The organism is Brevundimonas sp. SPF441 (assembly GCF_009661015.1).
GTDB classification, from domain to species: Bacteria; Pseudomonadota; Alphaproteobacteria; order Caulobacterales; family Caulobacteraceae; genus Brevundimonas; species Brevundimonas vesicularis.
This window is the reverse complement of sequence record NZ_WJWX01000012.1, coordinates 19155-39844: the sequence shown is the minus strand read 5'-3', so window position 1 is coordinate 39844 and position 20690 is coordinate 19155. Positions and strand designations below refer to the sequence as shown.

Sequence of the window (20690 nt, the reverse complement as noted above, 5' to 3'; positions counted from 1 at the left end):
TTGCTGGTCGGCGCGCAATCGTCTATCTCGAGCCCTGTGAACGGCGCGTCGGCGCTGTGTTTCCCGGACATGGGGTCAGGCGTCATGACGCTGAATGCGGGGGTCGCCCCCGAGGCGATCGAAAGCATTGCGGACCGGCCGGATCCGACGGCCGCCTTCGTCGACGCCGCGACCCTGGGCGACGGTTTTCGCGCCGCCCGAGAGCGGTCGGGCAAGTCGCCGGCCGAGCTGGCCGCCGAAACCAAAGTGCATCGCCGGTTCCTGACCGCCCTGGAGCAGAACGACTGGTCGTCCCTGCCTTCGCGGGTCTTCGCCCTGGGCTATGTTCGGGCCTATGCCTCGGCTCTGGCGCTGGACGAACAGACGGCCGTCGAGCGATTCAAGCGCGAGAGCCCCGACACCTCCGTGCCGCTGAAGGCGCCCATCGGCATCGCCTTCGAGGACGTGAAACGCCATTCGCCGCGCATCGTCGCCGGCATCGCCGCCGTGGTGGTCGCCGTCATCGGCTGGAACGTGTTCCAGCGCGCCAGCCTGCATCAGACCGCCCATCCGTCCGATATCGCCGCCGTGCCAAAGACCTGGACCGGGGCCGCCGATCCCGATCCGCAGGTCGCGCTCAGCGCGCCCATGTCCGCCCCGCCCGACCAGACGACGCCGGCCCTCTACATCACCCCGGGATTGGAAGCCGAACTCACCGGGGTCGATCCGACCGATCCGGCCGTGATCGCCGCCGCCGCCAATCCGGAGCCGGTGCAGAAGGCGTTCAACCCGCGCGGGGCCGTCTATGGCGCCTCGGCCAACGCCTCGATGGTGGTGATCCAGGCCAAGACGGCCGGCGCCCTGGTCGTTCGGCTGGGCGACGGTCAGGCCCTGTTCGCGCGTCAGATGGCGCCGGGCGAGGCATGGCGCGCGCCCATCGGCGTGGCGGCGACGGTGGATGTGTCCGACCCGGCCGCCTTCGACGTCTTCCTGAACGGCGAATACGGCGGACCCCTGGCCGGCGTGCTGACGCCGCTGGCCCAGCTGAACAGCCGCGCCGACCAGGCGGCCAAGGCGCTGGCCGCCAGCCAGGCGCGCGCTCAGGCTCAGGCTCAGGCCGCCCAGGCCCGGACACAGGCGGCCGCGACGCCAGGGGCGACGCCTTCCCCCGCGCCGGCGCCCTCTTCACCCGCCCCTGCGCCGAACTGACAGGTCGGCCGTGGTCCCGCCGTCATCATCGGCCTATATGATGCTCCCATGAGCGACCACACCCACGTCCGACCCTGGCGCCACATCGAGCGTCGCAAGAGCCGCCAGATCCGCGTCGGCTCCGTCCTGGTGGGCGGCGACGCCCCGATCAGCGTACAGTCGATGACCAATACGCCGACGACGGACGCGGCGGCGACCATCGACCAGATCCGTCAGTTGGAAGAGGCCGGCGCCGACATCGTGCGCGTCTCCTGCCCCGACGTGGAATCGACCGCCGCCTTCAGGACCATCGTGCGCGAGGCCAAGGTTCCCTTGGTCGCCGACATCCACTTCCACTACAAGCGCGGCATCGAGGCCGCCGAGGCGGGCGCCGCCTGCCTGCGCATCAACCCGGGCAACATCGGTTCGGCCGACCGCGTCCGCGACGTGATCCAAGCGGCCAAGGACAATGGCTGTTCAATGCGGATCGGCGTCAACGCCGGTTCGCTGGAAAAGGAACTGCTGGAAAAATACGGCGAGCCCTGCCCCGACGCCATGGTCGAGAGCGCGCTGAACCACGCCCGCATCCTGCAGGACCACGACTTCCACGAGTTCAAGATCTCGGTGAAGGCGTCCGACCCCTTCCTGACCGTCGCCGCCTATCAACAGTTGGCCGAGGCGATCGACTGCCCCCTGCACCTGGGCGTGACGGAGGCCGGGCCGTTGCGCACCGGCACCATCAAGTCCGCCATCGGCCTGGGGTCGATGCTGTGGGCCGGGATCGGCGACACCATCCGCGTCTCGTTGGCCGCCGATCCGGTCGAGGAGATCAAGGTCGGCTTCGACATCCTGAAGTCGCTGGGTCTGCGCCACCGGGGGGTCAACATTATCGCCTGCCCGTCCTGCGCGCGTCAGGGCTTCAACGTCATCGAGACGGTGGCGGTGCTGGAAGAGAAGCTGGCCCACATCTCGACGCCGATGAGCCTGTCGGTGATCGGCTGCGTCGTGAACGGACCGGGCGAGGCTCTCTATACCGACATCGGCTTCACCGGCGGCGGCAAGGGCGCGGGCATGATCTATCTGAATGGCAAGATCGCCCACAAACAGGCCAACGACGGCATGATCGACCAAATCGTCGATCTGGTCGAACAGAAGGCCGCCGAACTGGACGCCGCACGCGCGGCGGAGCTTCAGGCGGCCGAGTAGCGGTCGCTCCGCTCTGGTTGCAGAAACTGGGCGCGCGTCACAAACCTGTGATTGACGACAACTGGTCTGCGTGCGACCTGTGCGTCAGGTTCGGCCGGGGGGCCGACATGTTAATCCACTGAGGGGCCCATGAATTCCAAAAACGCCGCACGCCTTGGCGTGCGTCTGCTCGCGCTTGCCGGCGTGGCGCTTTCGTTGCCTGCCTGCGCGACCGTCACGCGCGGCTCCAGCCAGCAGTTCACGGTCGAAAGCACGCCGCCCGGCGCCCAGATCAGCACGTCGAACGGCTTTGAATGCCAGGCGACGCCTTGCACCTTCCGCATGCCGCGCAAGGACGGTTTCCGCATCACGGTCGCTAAGGAAGGCTATGTCTCGCAGACGCACGAGATCACCAGCAGCGTTTCCGGCGCCGGCGGAACGGCCATGGCCGGCAATATTCTTGTCGGCGGCATCATCGGCGGGGCCATCGACGCCACGTCCGGCGCCATGAACGACCTGAAGCCCAATCCTTTGGTCGTCACCCTGCGCACGCCGGCCGAAGAGGCGGCAGCGGCCCGCACTCCGGCCTCGACCACCAGCGCGCCGGGCGATCAATAGCCGAAGACCCGCGATTGAACATGAGACGGCGGCGGGTGCGAGCCCGCCGCCGTTTTTCGTTTCAGATCACCTTGAACAGCCGCAGGGCCTGATAGCCGGCCGAGAGCAGCACCACGGCGCCGACGCCGTAGGTGAGAGCCCGGCGCGGGGCGATGCGGGCGATGACGCCGGCGAAGGGAGCGGCGATCAGGCCGCCGATAATCAGGCCCAGCACCGCCATGGCGTGGGTCGAGAAGCCCTCGGCCTCCTGCCAATGTCCGGTCAGCAGGGCGACCAGGAAGGTCGCGGAGATGGCGGAGGTGACGAAGAATTCCGCAGTATTGGTGGTGCCGATCGAGACGCGCGGATCCTGGCCCGTGCCGACCAGGGTGGTGGTGACCGTGGGTCCCCAACCGCCGCCGCCGATGGCGTCGAAGAAGCCGCCGACCAGACCCAGAGGGCCGGCGAACTTGCGCGGGAAGATCCGCTCGCGCGTCTGACGCGTCGCGCGCCAGATGATCACGACGCCCATGATGGCCAGATATGTGGTGATGAAGGGCTTCAGCACATCGCCGTCGATGCTGGTCAGCACGAAGGCGCCGAAGCCGCCGCCGACGACGCCGCCCAGGGCCAGCGGCACGAACAGCTTCCAGTTCACGTTCTTGTTGACCGTATGGGACCCGGCCGACGCCGCCGTGGTGAAGACCTCCGCGGCGTGGACGCTGGCCGACGCCGTCGCGGGCGGCACGCCGAACGACAGCAGGACGGTCGAGGAAATCACGCCATAGGCCATGCCCAGCGCCCCATCCACGATCTGGGCCAGAAAACCGACGGCGAGGAAGAGCAGGAAATCTTGCATGGCGGCCTCTGGAATGGGGGGCGAACGGTGCGGGCTATTTCCCTAGTCGGTCAATAGGAGAAGAAGTGTCCGCCGCTTGCAGAAGGGTTCGCGCCTCGAAGACGGCGGCGATCGCGTCGCGACCGTCCTGAAGCACGGGCTGCAACGGACAGGTCTCGACATCCGGGCAGGTCTCGCACGGACCATAGGCGGTGCGCGAGGCGCAGGGCGCGAGGGCCAGCGGGCCTTCCAGCGCGCGGATCACGTCGGCGAAGCTGATGGCGTCGGCGGGCGCGCCCAGCGCATAGCCGCCCGCCCTGCCCCGCTTCGACGCCAGCAGACCCTGACGGCGCAGATCCAGCAGGATGGCCTCCAGGAACTTTCGCGGAGCCGCCGCCGCCTCGGCGATCTCGGCGATGGTCGCGTGGCCGCCGTCCGGCAGACCGGCCAGATGCACCATGGCGCGCAGGGCGTAGCGGGACCGGTTCGACAGCATGATCCGTGATCGCCCGCCTGAGCCCCAGACGCAAGCTGTGGGAGCTCGATCCGACCCTCAGGCGAGGCGCGACACCGCCTCCAGAATCTGCGCGCCGTTATAGGGTTTCAGCACCAATGCCTCGGCCATGTCCGCATTCTTCGCGGCGGCGGCCACATCGCCGGAAATGAAGATGACCCGCACGGCCCAGCGGTCGGTCAGGACGCGGGCCAGTTCCACCCCGGTCATCTCGCCCGACAGATTGATGTCCAGCAGGGCCGCATCGATGCTGTGCAGCGCAGCGGCGGCCTCGGCTGCGGCGGCGCTGTGGAACGGGCCGACGACATTGTGGCCCGCCTCGGTCAGCAGTTCGGTCAGGGAGGCGGCGGCGTCGGCATCGTCCTCGACCACCAACAAGGTCAGGGTCTCAACCTCGGCCGGCGCCGTGGCGTCAAGCGGCGCCTGGCGCGTGACGACGGCGCGAAGGTCGCGCCAAACCTCGGTCGAGGGGCGGTCGGTGTCCAGATCGTAGATGGCGGCCATGGCCCTCAGTTCGCGGGCGTCTTCGGGCGACAGGTCGCCGCCGGTCTCGGCCAGACGGCTGTCGTACAGGCGGCACAGGCGATCGACGCTTTCGGCGACCTCGGCGGCGTCCGGCTGCGACGGGGGCGGGCGATCGAACATGGCGTCCTCCTCACGGTTGTTCGATCTCAACTAATGGCTTTGAGCCGATTGCGTCACCGCGACTGACGCCATCGTGACCCGGCCGTGATCGCCGATCACAAGCGCGGCGCCGGTGCCGCCCCACGCCCAAACACGGCTTGCAATCGACACGAGCCCCCCCGGCGGGTAAGGACGGCGCTCCGCTTTTTCTCAGGACATTTCCCTCTTGCGACTGCCCCAGGCCCGTCTCGATCAGGTGCTCGACCGTTTCCACGAGGTGGAGGCGCGCATGGGTTCGGCGACCGACGGCGCCGAGATCGTGCGGCTGTCCAAGGAGCACGCCGAGCTGAAGCCCGTCGTCGATGCGGTCCAGGGCCTGGCCCGGGCGCGCGCCGAAATGGCGGACCTGGAAGCCATGACGGCCGATCCGGAAATGGCGGCGATGGCCGAGGAGGAGCTGCGGGCGCTGACCGACAGGCTGCCCGAGCTGGAACGCGAGGTCGCGCTGCTTCTGGCCCCGCGCGACGCCGACGAGAACGCCTCGGCCGTGCTGGAAGTGCGCGCCGGCACCGGAGGGGACGAGGCGGCCCTGTTCGCGGGCGACCTGTTCCGCATGTATTCGCGCTACGCCTCCACGCGCGGCTGGCGGATCGAGCTGGATTCGGCGACCGAGGGCGACGCCGGCGGTTATAAGGAAATCATCGCCACGGTGACCGGCGAAGGCGTGTTCGGCCGGCTGAAGTTCGAGAGCGGCGTTCACCGGGTCCAGCGCGTGCCGACGACCGAGTCGCAGGGGCGCATCCACACCTCCGCGGCGACGGTGGCGGTCCTGCCCGAGGTCGAAGACGTGGAGATCGAAATCCACGACAAGGACATCCGCATCGACACCTTCCGCGCGTCGGGTTCGGGCGGGCAGCACGTCAACACGACCGATTCCGCCGTGCGCATCACCCACCTGCCTACCGGCATCATGGTGACGTCGTCGGAGAAGTCCCAGCACGTCAACCGCGACAAGGCGATGAAGAACCTGCGCGTGCGGCTGTACGACATGCAGCGCCAGGCCAAGGATCTGGCCCGCTCGGACAGCCGCAAGTCCCAAGTCGGGTCGGGCGACCGGTCTGAACGGATCCGCACCTACAACTATCCGCAAGGGCGGGTCAGCGATCACCGCATCAACCTGACCCTGCACAGCCTGCCCCAGATCATGGAAGGCGACATCGATCCGCTGCTGAACGCCCTGATCGCCGAGGACCAGGCGGCGCGTCTGGCCGACCTGGAAGCCGAGTTCGGTTGATCAGCCCAGGACGCCGGTCAGTGGCAGCCACAGCACCACGCCAGTGACGGCGGTATAGGCGGCGAAGGCATGCACCGACTTCAGCCGGCCGCTGGCCAGCGGGCTGTCGAGATCGGCGCGGTTGACCCACAGTAGATAGGCGGCCTGGATCGCCCAACCGGCGAGGAACGCGACCACGGCCCAGGCGCTGAGCGCCGCCAGCGCGACGCCCGACATCAGGACCACCACACCGCCCACGGCGATCACGCCGTCTGCGATCTGATCGTCTGCGGGAACGGCGATGACGCCGGACAAGGCCCGTTGCAGACGCCAGTTGAGCCAGGCCTGATACAAAAGCATCAGTCCGCCCAAGACGTAGAACATCCCTATCGCGCGCGCCGCCCACTCCATGTCCGAAATAAGGCGCCATTTTCTGCGGTTGTAATCAGGGAAAATGCGACGCCGATTCGGATCGTTAACGACCGGCGCAAATTAGACACAACCGTTGGTCTGCGAGCGCGCCCGCTAAGCTTTGGCGGCCAGCGCGCGCTGGACCGCCGGACGCGCCTTCATGCGCTCGAAATGCGCCTGGACGCGAGGAAACGCGGCGATGTCCACGCCATCGCTTTCCAGCCAGCCGGCGAAGGTGAACAGATAGGGGTCCGCGACCGTATAGGCGTCGCCCATCGCCCATTCGCCTGTCAGGTCCGCCTCGATCAAAGCGAAGCCGTCGCGCATGTTCTGCGTGACCTTGGCCGCCATCGACGCCTGGGCGGCGGCGTCGTCGCTCCAGCGCGCGGCGCGGCGACCGTGGGCGTGGGCGACGTGGACGGTGGTGGCCAGATAGAGGTTGAACGACTGCATCCGCGCAAAGGCGAAGGGATCGGTCGGCGCCAACAGGCCGGGCGGCGACAGGGCGGCGATGTGCGCCAGAATGGCCGGGCTCTCGGTCAGGACGCCCTGATCGGTCGCGAGCGCAGGAACGCGCCCCTTGGGATTGATCGCCAGATAGGCCGGCTCACGTTGCTCGGCCCTGGCGAAGTCGACCAGACGAACTTCATAGGCCAGCCCGGACTCTTCCAGCGCGATATGGCTGGCCCGGCTGCAGGATCCGGTCGCGGCGTATAGGGTCAGCATGGTCGCGCCTCGCAGCAAAGAAAAAGGCGGCGAGATCATCGCCGCCTTTCAGGAAATCATAGGTCCAGCAGGGCCCGCGCCGGATCTTCCAGCAGCTCCTTGACCCGGACCAGGAAGGTCACGGCTTCCTTGCCGTCCACGATGCGGTGATCGTAGCTGAGGGCCAGATACATCATCGGGCGGATCTTGACCTCGCCATTGATGGCCATCGGGCGCTGGACGATGTTGTGCATGCCCAGGATGCCCGACTGCGGCGCGTTCAGGATCGGCGTCGACATCAGCGAGCCATAGGTGCCGCCGTTGGTGATGGTGAAGGTGCCGCCCTGCATCTGATCCATGGTCAGCGAGCCGTCACGTGCGGCCTTGCCCAGGGCGCCGATGCCCTTTTCGATGCCGGCGAGCGACAGCGTGTCCGCGTCGCGCAGGACCGGAACCACCAGACCCTTGTCGGTGCCGACGGCGACGCCGATGTCGTAGTGGTTCTTGTAGATGATGTCGGTGCCGTCGATCTCGGCGTTGACGGCCGGGATCTCATGCAGGGCCGCGACGACGGCCTTGGTGAAGAAGGACATGAAGCCCAGCTTCACGCCGTGACGCTTTTCGAACACGTCCTTGTACTGGGCGCGCAGGGCCATGACGTTGGTCATGTCCACCTCATTGAAGGTGGTCAGCTGGGCGGCCGTGTTCTGCGATTCCTTCAGACGACGGGCGATGGTCTGACGCAGGCGCGTCATCTTCACCCGCTCTTCGCGCGGCTGGTCGGCACGCGGGGCGGCGGGCGCTGCGGCGGTGGCAGGGGCCGGAGCCGAGGCCTGGCCGATGGCGGCGATGGCGTCGGCCTTGGTGATGTTGCCCTTCGGTCCCGTGGCGTTGATGGCCTTGGGATCCAGATTGTTCTCGCCGACCACGCGCTGGACAGCGGGCGACAGGGTTTCGTTCTTGGCGCCCGAAACCTGAGCAGAGCCGGTGTTGGCGGGCGCGGCTGCAGGGGCCGGAGCGGCGGCGGCGGGAGCCGATGCGGCGGCGCCCGAACCCGAGATCGAGCCGATCTTCTGGCCCGGCGTGACGGTCGCGCCTTCGTCGGCGGCGATGGTCAGAACGCCGTCAGCCGGGGCGGAGACTTCGACCGCGACCTTGTCGGTCTCGATCTCGACCAGCAGTTCGTCCTTCTTGACCGTGTCGCCGTTCTTCTTGACCCACTTGCCCATCGAGCCCTCGGCGACGCTCTCGCCCATGACCGGCACGGTGATGTCGATCGCGGCGGCGGCGGCCGGAGCAGCGGCGGCCGGCGCGGCCCTGGCGTCAGCCTTGGCGGCCTTGGCAGGGGCAGCGGCGGGCGCAGCGGCCGGAGCGGGGGCGGACGCGCCTTCCGTCACCGAACCCAGGACCGTGCCGGGAACGACATTGTCGCCCTCGGCCGCCTTGATGTCGCCCAGCACGCCGTCGGCGGGCGAGACGACCTCCAGCGAGACCTTGTCGGTCTCCAGCTCGACCAGCAGCTCGTCCTTCTTGACCGGATCACCGACCTTCTTGGTCCACTTTGCGATGGTGGCTTCGGTGACTGATTCACCGAGGGCGGGGGTCAGGATATCGGCCATGTCAGGTCCAGCTCGTCTCTAGTCGGTCTTTTATACGTGTATCAGGCGAAGGCTTCAGTCGTGAAGGCTTCGAGTTCCTTCAGGTGCCGGCTCATCAGACCGGCGGCGGTCGAGGCCGAGCCGGGACGGCCGACGTAGCGGGCGCGCTTGGCCTTCACGTCCAGCTTGTCCAGCGTCAGCTCCAGCCACGGATCCACGAAGGTCCAGCCACCCATGTTCTTCGGCTCTTCCTGGCACCAGACCAGTTCGGCGTTGGGGAAGCGGGCCAGTTCCTTGCGCAGCGACTGGATCGGCCACGGATAGAACTGCTCCAGACGCAGGATGTAGACGTCGTCCACCGCCTGGCCGTCCTTGGCCTTCTTCTCGCGCGCGTCCAACAGGTCGTAATAGACCTTGCCCGAACACAGGATGACGCGGCGGATGTCCTTGTCCGCCTTGATCGTGATGCCGGCGATCTCCGGCCGCGTCTGGGCGTCGTCGTGCAGGACGCGGTGGAAGGCCGAGCCCTCCGCCAGGTCCGCCATGGACGAGACCGCCTTCTTGTGACGCAGCAGCGACTTGGGCGTCATCAGGATCAGCGGCTTGCGGAACGGCCGGTGCATCTGGCGACGCAGGATGTGGAAGTAGTTGGCCGGGGTGGTGCAGTTGGCGACCTGCATATTGTCTTCGGCGCACTGTTGCAGGAAGCGCTCCAGACGGGCCGAGGAGTGTTCCGGTCCCTGGCCTTCATAGCCGTGCGGCAGCAGCATGGTCAGGCCGCTCATGCGCAGCCATTTGCGTTCGCCCGAAGAGATGAACTGGTCGATCACCACCTGGGCGCCGTTCACGAAGTCGCCGAACTGGGCCTCCCACATGACCAGCGTATTGGGGTCGGCCAGCGAGTAGCCGTACTCGAAGCCCAGCACCGCCTCTTCAGACAGGGCGGAGTCGATGACTTCGAAATTGGCCTGGCCTTCGCGCAGGTTGTTCAGCGGGATGTAGCGCTCTTCGGTCGTCTGATCGATGATGCCAGAGTGACGCTGCGAGAAGGTGCCGCGCACCGAATCCTGACCCGACAGACGGATCGGGAAACCTTCATCCACCAGGCTGGCGAAGGCCAGGCTCTCGGCCGTGGCCCAGTCCAGGCCCTGACCCGAGGTGATGGCTTCACGGCGACCGTCGATGACGCGCTTCAGCGTCTTGTGCATGTCGACGCTGTTGGGGATCGTGGTCAGGCGGTGGCCCAGGTCGGTCAGCTTGGCCAGCGGCACGGCGGTGTCGCCGCGCAGCTCGTCCTTGGGCGACTGGAAGCCCTGCCACTGGCCGTCCAGCCAGTCGGCCTTTTCGGCGGACCAGGTCTTGCCGGCCTCGAACTGCTCGTCGAGGAATTTCTCGAACCGCTCGACCTCGGCGTCCACCTCGGCCTGGCTGATCACGCCTTCGGCCACCAGACGCTGCGAATACAGTTCGCGGGTCGAGGGCTGGGCGCGGATCTTCGAATACATCAGCGGCTGGGTGAAGGTGGGATCGTCGCCTTCGTTGTGGCCGAAGCGGCGGTAGCAGAACATGTCCACCACCACGTCCTTGTGGAACTTCTGGCGGTATTCGGTGGCCACCTTGGACGCGAAGACGACCGCCTCGGGGTCGTCGCCGTTGACGTGGAAGATCGGCGCCTGGACCATAAGGGCCACGTCCGACGGATAAGGCGACGAGCGCGAGTTGCGCGGGCTGGTGGTGAAGCCGATCTGGTTGTTGATGACGAAGTGCAGCGTGCCGCCCGTGCGGTAGCCCTTCAGTCCCATGAGGGCGAAGCATTCCGCGACCACGCCCTGGCCGGCGAAGGCGGCGTCGCCATGGATCAGCAGGGGCACGACCTTGGAACGGTCCAGCGCCCACTGGCCCTCGGGCACGCCCTCGTTGGCCTCGCGAATGTCGAACGCCTGTTTGGCGCGGGCCTTGCCCAGCACGACCGGGTTGACGATCTCGAGGTGGGACGGGTTGGCGGTCAGCGACAGGTGGACGTGGTTGCCGTCGAACTCGCGGTTCGACGAGGCGCCCATGTGATATTTGACGTCGCCCGAGCCCTCGATGTCGCTCGGCACCGCCGAGCCGCCCTGGAACTCGTGGAAGATGACCTTGTAGGGCTTGCCCATAACGGCGGCGAGGACGTTCAGGCGGCCGCGGTGAGCCATGCCCAGTACGACCTCGTCGACGCCCAGCGAACCGCCGCGCTTGATGACCTGCTCCAGCGCCGGGACCATGGCCTCGCCGCCGTCCAGGCCGAACCGCTTGGTGCCGGGGAAGCGCTTGTGCAGGAAGCGTTCGAAACCTTCGGCCTCGACCAGCTTGGACAGGATGGCCAGCTTGCCTTCCTTGGAGAAGGCGTTCTGCTCGAACTTGTCGGCGCCCTCGAACCGCTGCTGCAGCCAGGATTTCTCTTCCGGTTCAGCAATATGCATGAACTGGATGCCGATATTGCCGCAATAGGTGCGTTTCAGGATCTCCAGCACTTCGCGGATCGTGCCGGTCTGAAGACCAAGCACGCCGTCCAGGAAGATCGGACGGTCCAGATCGGCGCCGGTGAAGCCGTAGAACTCGGGCGTCAGCTCGGGGTTCTCGACCGGCTGTTCGATGCCCAGCGGGTCCAGTTTGGCCTGCAGGTGCCCGCGCACGCGATAGCTGCGGATCAGCATCAGGGCGCGGATGGAGTCGTGGGCGGCGGCGCGGATCGCATCGGCCGAGACGTCGGCGGACGCGGCCTTGGGCGCAGCAGCAGCCGGCGCAGCGCCGGCCTTTTTGGGATCGGGCTTCGGGGCCGGCCAACGACCGTCGAAGACGCCGGTCTCCTCCGTGGGTTCGGTCGCCACGCCGCGACCCCAGCCGCCGGCGCCGGCCGAGGCGGTCACCAGCGCGGCGTTGTCGCGCAGCTGGTCGAAGAAGGCTTTCCATTCGGCGGAAACGGAGCCGGGGTCTTTCGCCCACTTCTCCTGAAGCTCCTCGACGTAGGCCGCATTGGACCCGTAGAGGAATGAGGTCTCGGCAAAGACCTGGTTCAGCCGACCGGCATCGTCCGCCATCGTTTCGCAATCCCTGGGCCCCGACGGACACATCTCCGTGAGGGGCGCGCCCGTCATATAGGCGTCGTTTCCTGACGGGTCATGACCGAAACGGGGCAATTTGGTAGGAAATTGGTCGCAAGCCCAAGAAAAAACGCCCCCGGCCTGAGCCGAGGGCGTCCATCGATGCGTCACACGGCATTTTTGATGCCGAAAAGGCGCTCAAGCAGCGAGCCGCCGCGCGGCGAGCGATAGCGCCCGCGCGCAGCGCGCACTTGGAAAGGCTTAGCCCTTCAGCACTTCGACCAGGGTCTTGCCGAGGCGCGCGGGCGATTCCGACATGCGGATGCCGGCGGCTTCCATCGCCGCGATCTTGGATTCCGCATCGCCCTTGCCGCCCGAGACGACCGCGCCGGCGTGGCCCATGGTGCGGCCCTTCGGAGCGGTACGGCCCGCGATGAAACCGGCCATCGGCTTCTTGCGGCCCTTCTTGGCTTCGTCGATCAGGAACTGGGCGGCGTCTTCTTCCGCGCCGCCGCCGATTTCGCCGATCATGATGATCGAAGTGGTTTCCTCGTCGGCCAGGAACAGCTCCAGCACGTCGATGAACTCGGTGCCCTTGACCGGGTCGCCGCCGATGCCGACGGCCGTGGTCTGACCCAGGCCTTCGTTGGTGGTCTGGAACACGGCTTCATAGGTCAGGGTGCCCGAACGCGACACGATGCCGACCGAGCCCTTCTTGAAGATGTTGCCCGGCATGATGCCGATCTTGCACTCGTCCGGCGTCAGAATGCCGGGGCAGTTCGGGCCCAGCAGGCGCGACTTGGAGCCTTCCAGGCGACGCTTGACCTTGACCATGTCCATCACCGGGATGCCCTCGGTGATGCAGGTGATGAAGGGGATTTCGGCGTCGATGGCTTCGATGATGGCGGCGGCCGCGCCCGACGGCGGAACGTAGATCACCGAGGCGTCGGCGCCCGTAGCGTCACGGGCTTCGGCGACCGAGGCATAGATCGGCAGGCTCTCATCGTGCGATCCGGTCCAGTTCGTGCCGCCCTTGGAGGGATGCACGCCGGCGACCATCTGGGTGCCGTGATAGGCCAGGGCCTGTTCGGTGTGGAAGCCGCCGGTCTTGCCGGTCAGGCCCTGGACGATGATCTTGGTGTTCTTGTCGACGAGAATGGACATGGGTCTGTGCTCTGAATTCGATGTGTCAGCGGGGCGGTGGCGAGTAAGGCCGAAGCCTTAGCCGACCGCCGCGACGATCTTCTGGGCGGCGTCGTCGAGGTCGTCGGCGGCCTGGATGGTCAGGCCCGACTCGTTCAGGATTTTCTTGCCCAGCTCGGCGTTGGTGCCTTCCAGACGCGCCACCAGCGGCACCTTCAGGCCCACTTCCTTCACGGCCGCGACCACGCCCTCGGCGATGACGTCGCACTTCATGATGCCGCCGAAGATGTTGACCAGGATGCCCTGGACGTTCGGGTCGGCGGTGATGATCTTGAAGGCCGCCGCGACCTTCTCCTTGCCGGCGCCGCCGCCGACGTCGCAGAAGTTGGCCGGCTCCTTGCCGTACAGCTTGATGATGTCCATCGTCGCCATGGCCAGACCGGCGCCGTTGACCATGCAGCCGATGTTGCCGTCCAGCGAGACGTAGGCGAGATCCCACTTGGACGCTTCGATTTCCTTGGCGTCTTCTTCGGTTTCGTCGCGCAGTTCCTTGATGTCGTCGTGGCGGAACAGGGCGTTGCCGTCGAAGCTGACCTTGGCGTCCAGAACGCGCAGATGGCCGTCCTTCATCACGATCAGGGGGTTCACCTCCAGCATGTCCATGTCCTTCTCGACGAAGGCCTTGTACAGGGCGGGGAACAGCGACTTGGCGTCTTCGGCCGCGGCGCCCGTCAGGCCGTAGGCGGCGGTGATGGCGGCGACGTCGGCGTCGGTCACGCCCGCGCTCGGGTCGATGACGATGTTCTGAATCTTCTCGGGCGTGTCGTGCGCGACGGTTTCGATGTCCATGCCGCCTTCGGTCGAGACGACGAAGGCGATGCGGCCATAGGCGCGATCGACCAGCAGCGAGCAGTACAGTTCACGCTCGATGTCGGCGCCGTCCTCGATGTAGAGGCGGTTGACCTGTTTGCCGGCGTCGCCCGTTTGGGCGGTGACCAGAGTGTTGCCCAGCATTTCCTTGGCGTGGGCGACGGCTTCCTCGACCGAGAAGGCCAGGCGAACGCCGCCCTTGGCGTCGGCCGGCAGTTCCTTGAACTTGCCCTTGCCGCGGCCGCCGGCGTGGATCTGCGACTTCACGACATAGAGCGGACCGGGCAGCGACTTGGCGGCCGCCTCGACCTGATCGACCGACGTCACCGCGACGCCTTCGGCGATGGGTGCGCCGAAGCCTTTGAGGACCTGCTTGGCCTGATATTCGTGAATGTTCATGGGGGACCGTCGCAACCGCTGCTGGGAGAGTTGCGGGGCTTATAGGCCCCACCCCTTCGCAGGTGCAACCGTCCACAGGCCCCCTTTAGTCGACCCAGTCCTTCTTGAGGGTGCGCGACGCCCCGATAAGCAGGATCGCGGCCAGCACATAGAAGCCCATGCCGGTGTAGATGGCCCAGCGCAGGCTTTCCTCGCCGAAGCGCGGCGCCAGCAGGTCGCTCATCCAGCCGAAATAGTAGAAGCCGACCGCGATCCCGAGCAGATTGTTCAGCAGCAGGAACAGGGCCGAGGCGGTGGAACGCATGGCCGCCGGCACCAAATGCTGAACCGCCGCCGTGATCGGGCCCAGCCAGGCCAGGTTCAATCCGGTCGGCAACAGGAAGATCAGGAAGGCCAGGGTCAGCTGCTGGACATGGCTGCCGCCGCCGGGCAGAACCAGGCCGATCAGCCAGGGCGAGTTCATAGCCAGGATGAAGCACGGCGCCGAGATCAGGAAGGCGACGGCGGGCGTCAGCGGATAGGCGCCCTTGCCCTTCTTGGACAGCTTGTCGGCGATCATGCCGCCCAGCCAGATGCCCAGGATGCCGCCGATCAGGGCAATGCCGGAATAATAAATGCTGGTCTGTTTCAGGGTCAGGTCGAAGCTGCGCATGAAGAACAGCGGCAGCCAGCCGGCCACGCCATAGCCGCACACCGACGACGAGGCGGCGCCAAGGCCCAGCAGCCAGAAGCTGGACTTCTTGATAACCACCGAAGCGGTGCGCCGCGCGATCATCAGCGAAACGCCGATCACCACCGCCAGCAGGCCGCCGAACGCCAGCACCAGCGGATTGCCCAGCGACATGCCCATCAGCCAGCTCAAGGCGCCGAGGATCAGCAAACCGGCGCCAAGCCCCAGCATGATCTGCGCGGCGATCTTGCCGGCCCGATCGGTGCCGACCGGCGCGGCCGCCAGGGCCGCGACCTGCGCTTCGGTCTTGATGGCGTCTGTGCCGCCCCGCCTGGGATCACGCACCGTGAGACGCAGCAGGGGTGCGACCAGCACGCCCAGCAGGCCGACCACGATGAAGGCGGTGCGCCAGCCGTAGGTCGCCGCCAGCAGACCGCCGACCAGGGTCCCCGCCGCCATGCCCAGCGGAATGCCGAAGGCGAAGGCCGCCATGGCCCGCGCGCGCTGATGCGGCGGGAAATAGTCGGCGATCAGCGAATAGGCCGGAGCCACGCCGCCCGCCTCGCCGATGCCCACGCCCATCCGGCACAGGAACAGCTGGCCGAACGACCCGGCCATGCCGCATAGGGCGGTGAAGCCCGACCAGACGGCCAAGGCGCCAGTCATGATCCAGACCCGGCTGAATCGGTCCGCCAGCCAGGCCAGAGGAATGGCCAATGTCGAATAGACCGAGGCGAAGGCGATGCCGCCCAACAGGCCGAACTGGCTGTCGGACATGCCGAACTCTTCTTTCAGCGGCGCGGCCAGGATGCCGATGATCTGGCGATCCAGGAAGTTCAGCATGTAGATCAGGATCAGAACCGCCAGCACATAGTAGCGGTAGCCGGGCCGCTCAGGCCGCTCGGGCCGCGCCTCCTGGACCGTCAGCGTCTCCGTCGTCATCGGCGTTTCCCCTCGGCGTCTTGTTGTTCGTTGCGGCGAGCCTATCCGCAAGTCGAGCCTGTGCAAAATAGGCCCGACAAAGCGAAAAGGGCGGCGGCCCGGAGACCGCCGCCCCTCGTCGTCAGGCGTTATGGATGTGGATCAGAACTTCAGACCCAGGGTCGCCGTGACGGTGCGCGGCGGGCCGTAGAAGCCGATGATCGAGTTGCCGGTCAGGGCGCCGGGGAAGGTATAGCCGCCGACGCGATAGCGTTCGTCGCCCAGGTTCTTGCCGTGGACGCCGAAGGTCAGGCGGTCGTCGGACGAGGTCCAGACGATGCTGGCGTCATACATCCAGTAGGCGTCCTGATCGAGCAGCGGCGCGGGCGTTTCGAACTGCTGATAGGCGCCGCGGTAGGCGACCGACGGGATGAAGGCGATCGACGAACCGTTCTCCATGACCCAGTTGTAGTTGGCCGAGATCGATCCGGTCCATTCCGGCGTGTTCTGGAAGTCGCGCTGCGAGGATACGTCGACGACGCAGCCCGGCAGGGTCGGGCAGGACGTATTGCCCGAGGCCGTCGGGATATAGGCCAGGAACTGGTCGAACTTCGCGTCGATGTAGCTCAGCGAGGCGTTGAACGTCAGGGCGTCGGTGGCGCGCACGCGGCCTTCGAACTCCCAACCGCGGATCGAGGACGAGCCGACATTGTCCACCACCGAGGCGACGGTGGCGCCGGCCGGATACTGGGTCGTGATCTGCTGGTTCTCGTAGCTGGAATCGAAGATCGCGGTGGCGAAGGTCAGGCGACGATCCAGCAGCGAACCCTTCAGCCCGATCTCGTAGGTCTCGACGGTCTCGGGCGCATAGCCGTTGACGGTGGCGGGATACAGGACCGCATCGCCGCGCATGTCGAAGCCGCCCGACTTGAAGCCCTCGCCCCACGAAGCGTAGGCCGTCAGATCGGGGCCGAACTTGTAGTTGACCGAGACGCGCGGCGTGAACTTCTCGAACTCGCGCGTGCGGGTGTAGTTGGTGCGCGGCGCGCCCAGCGGTACGGCGGCGTTGTTGCCGAAATAGGGGCTGCGGATGCCCAGATACTGCTGACGGAAGACGGTGCCTTCCTTCTCGTCCTTGGTGAAGCGTCCGCCGACCGACAGCGACAGGGCGTCTGTGAAGTCATAGGAGAAGTCGGCGAAGGCGGCGTAGCTCTTGGTCGCCACAGAACCCGAGGTCAGGGTCGTCAGATTGGCCAGACCCACGACGGTGTCGAACGCGCCCGAGGCGTTGGCGTCCATGTAGAAGACGCCGGCGACGCCGTTCAGGCGGCCCGCGCTGACCAGAACCTGGAATTCCTGGCTGAACTGGTCGTCGTCATAGGCGGCGGGGATGTCGAGGATGGGCTGGGGCAGGTTGTCGAAGTCGATGTTGCCGCGCGTCAGGCCTTCACGATAGGCGGTGATCGACTTGAAGGTGAACATGTCGCTCATCTCCCACTCGCCGGTCAGCGACACGCCGCGAGTCTGGACGCGGTTCTTGTCGCCGGCGCCGGCGTTGGTGTCATAGACATCGGCGGGCGACGGGGCGAACTCGCGGTGGCCGTGGCGCGCGTTGGAGTCGTCGTTCACCAGATCGCCGGCCAGACGGAAGAACAGGCTGTCGGTCGGGCTCCATTCCGCACTAGCGCGGAAGGCGGTCACGTCCTTGTTGTAGTGTTCGTTGCCGGTGTTCAGGTTCTTGCCATAGCCGTCGCGCAGATAGCGGGCCAGGGCGGCGGAGACCTTGAACTCGTCGCTGAACGGCAGCTGGGCGCTGGCGATCACGTCGCGCTGGTTATAGCTGCCGTAGGCGGCGCGCAGGCGTCCCTCGGGCTCGTCGGCATTGATGCGGCTGGTGACGTATTTGATGGCGCCGCCGATAGTGTTGCGGCCGTAAAGCGTGCCTTGCGGACCGCGCAGCACCTCGACCCGCTCCACGTCGAAGATGTCCAGAACGGCGGCCTGCGGACGGGCCACATAGACGTCGTCGATATACAGGCCGACGCCGGGATCAAAGCCCCACAGGGGATCCTGCTGGCCCACGCCACGAATGAAGGAAATCAGGGTCGAGTTCGAGCCCCGCGCGGCGTTCAGCGTCAGGCTGGGCGTCGAGCGCGCCAGTTCGGTGATGTCCAGGGCGCCGCGCGCCTCAAGCTGTTCGCCGCTGACGGCGGTCACGGCGACCGGCACGTCCTGCAGGCTTTCTGCGCGGCGGCGGGCGGTGACGACGATGTCGTCGACGGTGGCCGCATCCTGGGCGTTCGCGGCCTGAGCGGTCGCCTCCGCGTCCTGGGCGACCGAAGCCCCCGCAAGCACGCCCCACGCCGCGCCGGCCAGCAGCGCGCACTTCACATGACGGTTCATGATCCTAGACCCCTTTATCGTTTCCAGCCCGATGGACGCTTTTATTCAGCGTTCAATGATTTTCACGGACCCTACCCGGTTTCGGCCGTCTGTCAAACACTGGACTGACGCAGCGTCACTTGGATCGCCGACCGTGGCGCCGTTGCACCGTCGCGGTCGTGCGCCTAGCCTTGCAGGATGAGCAAGCCGGACGCCGCCGCCCCCCTTCCCCGCCCTGTCGCCGCCGCGCGTCGCAAGGCGGCGGGCGCTGCGCCTGCGCGGCGTGGTCGGCCGCCCAAGACCGAGGCCAAGGCGGCGGGCGAGACGCGCGATCTGATCCTGGATGCGGCCGAGGACCTGTTTTCCAAACACGGCTTCTACGGCGTCACCATCCGCGAGGTGGCGCGCGAGGCGGGCGTGGATACGGCCCTGGTCCACTACTATTTCGGCGCCAAGCGCGAGCTGTTCGACGCCGTCTTCCTGCGCCGGGCCGAGGTCTGGAACGACGACCGCGTCGCCGCCATCGACCGCTATGCCGAGACGGCGGGCGACGACATGACGCTGGAGGGGCTGTTGGAGGCCTTCCTACGGCCGCCGTTCGAATGGTCGCTGAAGGGCGGACCGGGCTGGAAACACTATTCCGCCCTGGTGGCCCAGACCAACGCCAACCCCAGTTTCGGCGGCGAGACGATGGCGCGCTATTTCGACCCGGCCATCCACCGGCTGATCGAGCTGATCGCCAAGGTGCTGCCCGACGCAAGCGAGGTCGACCTGTACTGGGGCTATCACAATCTGTCGGGCGCCCTGACCCTGACGCTGGGCGAGACGGGACGTCTGGACCGGCTGTCGAACGGGCGGGCGCGATCCGGCGATCTAGAGACGGCCGGCGACTATATGGTCCGGTTCGCGGCGGCCGGTTTCCGCGCCGTGGCGGGAATGACCCCGCGCCAGGGCTGATCGGTCACGCCGGGGCGCCGTCGCGCGCCCGGCTTTCGCCCGGCCGAAAATCGTGGTTTCAAGACGCGATCTTCCGACTGCGAAAGCCCAGATGACCTCCCCTGCCGCCGACCGCCGCCGCACCTTCTTGCGCGGTCTCATCGTCGCCGTTCTGGCAGGCGTCTTTCTGGCGGTGACCGGCGCCTTCGGCAGCGCGGGCGCGTCGTTGCCCGTACGGCTGTCCTATTGGGTGCTGGTTATGGTGCTGGGCGGGCTGTGGGGCCATCTATGCGGGGTGCTGGTCAGCCGGTTTCTGGATTCGGACGAGCGGCCGTGGCTGACCATCGCGATCATGGTGGTCGTGATAACCGGGCCGCTGTGCGTGCTGGTCTGGGCGGCGACGGGATTGTTCTTCGCCCAGAGGCTCTATCCGCTGGCGGTGCTGCCGGAACTGGTCGTGCCCGTCGTGGTCATCACGGCGGCGGTGACGACGTTGAACGTCTTTCTGGGGCGGGCCGTACCGGTCCAGACCCACGCGGCGCCGCCTGAGACAGCGGCCCGCCCGGTTCGGTTTCTGGACCGTCTGCCCATGAAGCTGAAAGGCGCGACGATCCGGGCGGTGCAGGCCGAGGACCACTATCTGCGCATCCACACCGACCGGGGGTCGGACCTGATCCTGATGCGGCTGTCGGACGCGGTGGAGGAACTGGAGGGGCTGGAGGGCGCCCAGACGCACCGCAGCTGGTGGGTGGCGCGCGAGGCGGTGCGCGCCGTCGAACGCGGCGACGGCCGCGCGACCCTGACGCTGGACGGCGGCCTGTCGGCGCCGGTCAGCCGCCGCTACGCCCGGATGCTGCGCGACGCCGAATGGTGGTGACGCTTTAGGGCGCGGGCTGGGTGGTCAGCATCGACGCGGGCGCCGCGCAGCCGGTCAGCTCGTCGTCGCCGATCTCGACCTTGGCCGTCAGCGGATAGGTGCGGTCGCTCATGCCATCCGAACATTCGGTGGCGATCAGCACGACGTTCAGCGCCTTGTTCAGATTGGTCGAGCTGGCGAAGGTCGCGACCGTGCCTTGCACCGTCGCGCCATGGTTCGGCGCGCGCTGGGTCGGCTGATCAACGCGGGTGTAGATCAGGGCGTCCGGCGTGATCTCCACGCCCCAGAAGGGTTCAGTCCCCAGCGCCCGCACCGGCTGGCCCAGATCGACCCCGCCCAGGGTGACGGCGGCCTGGGGCTGGGGCGCCGGCTTGGGCTTGGACTCCTCGCGGTCGTAACAGGCGCTGAGCGAAAGACCGGCGAGGGCGATGGCGAACGGGGCGGCGGCGAGCGGAATGAGGCGCATGACGGCTCCTTTTGGTTCGGGCGCAGGTGAGGTC

The 20690-nt window shown here is 67.1% G+C and carries 18 protein-coding genes; 6 read left to right on the top strand and 12 right to left on the bottom strand.

Going from position 1 to position 20690, the window contains the following annotated elements:
- The first annotated feature begins 84 nt into the window (after window positions 1-84).
- The 3 genes from GGC30_RS08775 (at window position 85) to GGC30_RS08765 (ending at window position 2970) form a co-directional block, all read left to right on the top strand.
- Window positions 85-1188 (top strand): RodZ family helix-turn-helix domain-containing protein, encoded by a 1104-nt coding sequence (locus tag GGC30_RS08775; RefSeq protein ID WP_228763681.1) that lies wholly within the window; start codon window positions 85-87, stop codon window positions 1186-1188.
- Between the two features lie 48 nt (window positions 1189-1236).
- A complete protein-coding gene (ispG, locus tag GGC30_RS08770) occupies window positions 1237-2373 on the top strand; it encodes a flavodoxin-dependent (E)-4-hydroxy-3-methylbut-2-enyl-diphosphate synthase (RefSeq protein ID WP_153923513.1) in 1137 nt (378 codons plus the stop codon).
- A 129-nt stretch (window positions 2374-2502) separates the two neighbouring features.
- Window positions 2503-2970, top strand: a complete 468-nt coding sequence (locus GGC30_RS08765; RefSeq protein WP_153923512.1) for a PEGA domain-containing protein — start codon at window positions 2503-2505, stop codon at window positions 2968-2970.
- Between the two features lie 61 nt (window positions 2971-3031).
- Here the strand turns inward: GGC30_RS08765 and GGC30_RS08760 are convergent, their stop codons facing one another.
- The 3 genes from GGC30_RS08760 to GGC30_RS08750 are packed head-to-tail and all read right to left on the bottom strand — an operon-like array spanning window position 3032 to window position 4946.
- Complete coding sequence (locus GGC30_RS08760) at window positions 3032-3808, bottom strand: sulfite exporter TauE/SafE family protein (protein WP_153923511.1); 777 nt, start codon at window positions 3806-3808, stop codon at window positions 3032-3034.
- Between the two features lie 34 nt (window positions 3809-3842).
- On the bottom strand, window positions 3843-4283 hold the full coding sequence (locus GGC30_RS08755) for an Rrf2 family transcriptional regulator (RefSeq protein ID WP_153923510.1): 441 nt from the start codon (window positions 4281-4283) through the stop codon (window positions 3843-3845).
- A gap of 57 nt (window positions 4284-4340) precedes the next feature.
- Window positions 4341-4946 (bottom strand): response regulator, encoded by a 606-nt coding sequence (locus GGC30_RS08750; RefSeq protein WP_153923509.1) that lies wholly within the window; start codon window positions 4944-4946, stop codon window positions 4341-4343.
- A gap of 205 nt (window positions 4947-5151) precedes the next feature.
- Between GGC30_RS08750 and prfA the strand changes: the two genes are divergently transcribed.
- Window positions 5152-6219, top strand: a complete 1068-nt coding sequence (gene prfA, locus GGC30_RS08745) for a peptide chain release factor 1 (protein ID WP_017505440.1) — start codon at window positions 5152-5154, stop codon at window positions 6217-6219.
- Here the strand turns inward: prfA and GGC30_RS08740 are convergent, their stop codons facing one another.
- The 8 genes from GGC30_RS08740 to GGC30_RS08705 form a co-directional block, all read right to left on the bottom strand.
- Window positions 6220-6582 (bottom strand): hypothetical protein, encoded by a 363-nt coding sequence (locus tag GGC30_RS08740; protein ID WP_228763680.1) that lies wholly within the window; start codon window positions 6580-6582, stop codon window positions 6220-6222.
- Between the two features lie 141 nt (window positions 6583-6723).
- On the bottom strand, window positions 6724-7335 hold the full coding sequence (locus tag GGC30_RS08735) for a glutathione S-transferase family protein (RefSeq protein ID WP_153923507.1): 612 nt from the start codon (window positions 7333-7335) through the stop codon (window positions 6724-6726).
- Window positions 7336-7391: 56 nt separating this feature from the next.
- Window positions 7392-8933, bottom strand: a complete 1542-nt coding sequence (gene odhB, locus GGC30_RS08730) for a 2-oxoglutarate dehydrogenase complex dihydrolipoyllysine-residue succinyltransferase (protein WP_153923506.1) — start codon at window positions 8931-8933, stop codon at window positions 7392-7394.
- A gap of 41 nt (window positions 8934-8974) precedes the next feature.
- On the bottom strand, window positions 8975-11989 hold the full coding sequence (locus tag GGC30_RS08725; protein ID WP_153923505.1) for a 2-oxoglutarate dehydrogenase E1 component: 3015 nt from the start codon (window positions 11987-11989) through the stop codon (window positions 8975-8977).
- Between the two features lie 264 nt (window positions 11990-12253).
- Window positions 12254-13156: a succinate--CoA ligase subunit alpha gene (gene sucD / locus GGC30_RS08720; protein WP_153923504.1), complete on the bottom strand. Its 903-nt coding sequence runs from the start codon at window positions 13154-13156 to the stop codon at window positions 12254-12256.
- 57 nt (window positions 13157-13213) lie between these two features.
- Window positions 13214-14404 (bottom strand): ADP-forming succinate--CoA ligase subunit beta, encoded by a 1191-nt coding sequence (sucC, locus tag GGC30_RS08715; RefSeq protein ID WP_153923503.1) that lies wholly within the window; start codon window positions 14402-14404, stop codon window positions 13214-13216.
- A gap of 85 nt (window positions 14405-14489) precedes the next feature.
- Window positions 14490-16016 carry an MFS transporter gene (locus GGC30_RS08710; RefSeq protein WP_153923502.1) on the bottom strand — a complete coding sequence of 509 codons (1527 nt, stop codon included), beginning with the start codon at window positions 16014-16016 and terminating at the stop codon, window positions 14490-14492.
- Window positions 16017-16157: 141 nt separating this feature from the next.
- Window positions 16158-18398: a TonB-dependent receptor gene (locus GGC30_RS08705; RefSeq protein ID WP_153923501.1), complete on the bottom strand. Its 2241-nt coding sequence runs from the start codon at window positions 18396-18398 to the stop codon at window positions 16158-16160.
- A 177-nt stretch (window positions 18399-18575) separates the two neighbouring features.
- On the opposite strand from GGC30_RS08705, the gene GGC30_RS08700 reads away from it, so the two are divergent.
- Both GGC30_RS08700 and GGC30_RS08695 read left to right on the top strand, forming a co-directional pair.
- On the top strand, window positions 18576-19334 hold the full coding sequence (locus GGC30_RS08700; RefSeq protein WP_153923500.1) for a TetR/AcrR family transcriptional regulator: 759 nt from the start codon (window positions 18576-18578) through the stop codon (window positions 19332-19334).
- 91 nt (window positions 19335-19425) lie between these two features.
- Window positions 19426-20190, top strand: a complete 765-nt coding sequence (locus tag GGC30_RS08695; RefSeq protein WP_153923499.1) for a LytTR family DNA-binding domain-containing protein — start codon at window positions 19426-19428, stop codon at window positions 20188-20190.
- Between the two features lie 4 nt (window positions 20191-20194).
- Here GGC30_RS08695 and GGC30_RS08690 read toward each other — a convergent pair whose 3' ends face one another.
- Window positions 20195-20656, bottom strand: coding sequence for a COG3650 family protein (locus GGC30_RS08690; protein WP_153923498.1), 462 nt, complete (start codon window positions 20654-20656; stop codon window positions 20195-20197).
- Window positions 20657-20690: the final 34 nt, after the last annotated feature.